The sequence below is a fragment of the Vibrio sp. ECSMB14106 genome (genome assembly GCF_000972265.1).
GTDB classification, from domain to species: domain Bacteria; phylum Pseudomonadota; class Gammaproteobacteria; order Enterobacterales; family Vibrionaceae; genus Vibrio; species Vibrio kanaloae.
The window spans coordinates 1-491 of record NZ_LAUM01000041.1 but is presented as its reverse complement, the minus strand read 5'-3'; the positions used below and the strand labels follow the sequence as shown (position 1 = coordinate 491).

Genomic DNA, 491 nt, shown 5'->3' with positions numbered 1-491 from the left:
ATGCGCCAGTGTCTGGCGACCTAGCGTACTCTATTGACGAAGACGGTTCGATCCGCCTAAGCCAAGAGCAGCTGCTTTCTCAAGCATCAGATGTGGAAGGCGATGACCTTACTGCCAGCGGCCTAACGGTTGGTGGTGATGCAACCGTTACTCAAAACGATGACGGCAGCTTCACCATCACGCCAGATGAGAACTTCAATGGCGACATTGATATCAGCTTCGATATCTCTGATGGCACTAACACGGTTCAAGCTTCTGCAGACCTAACCGTTAACCCAGTTAACGATCTACCTGTCCCTCAAGATCAACAGTTCAGCGTGGAAGAAGATGGCACGTTAATCTTCACCGATGCAGACCTATTAACAGGCGCGACAGACATTGAAGGTGATAACCTGACTGTTGAAGGCGTTACCTACGATGGTGGCGACGGTATTCTTACCGACAACGGTAATGGTACGTACACCTTCGCTCCAAATGAAAACTTCAACGGC

1 protein-coding gene is annotated in these 491 nt (G+C 49.9%); it reads left to right on the top strand.

From position 1 onward, the window contains the following. On the top strand, nt 1-491 hold a 491-nt coding region (locus WR49_RS19330; protein WP_046225107.1), incomplete at both ends, for a cadherin-like domain-containing protein.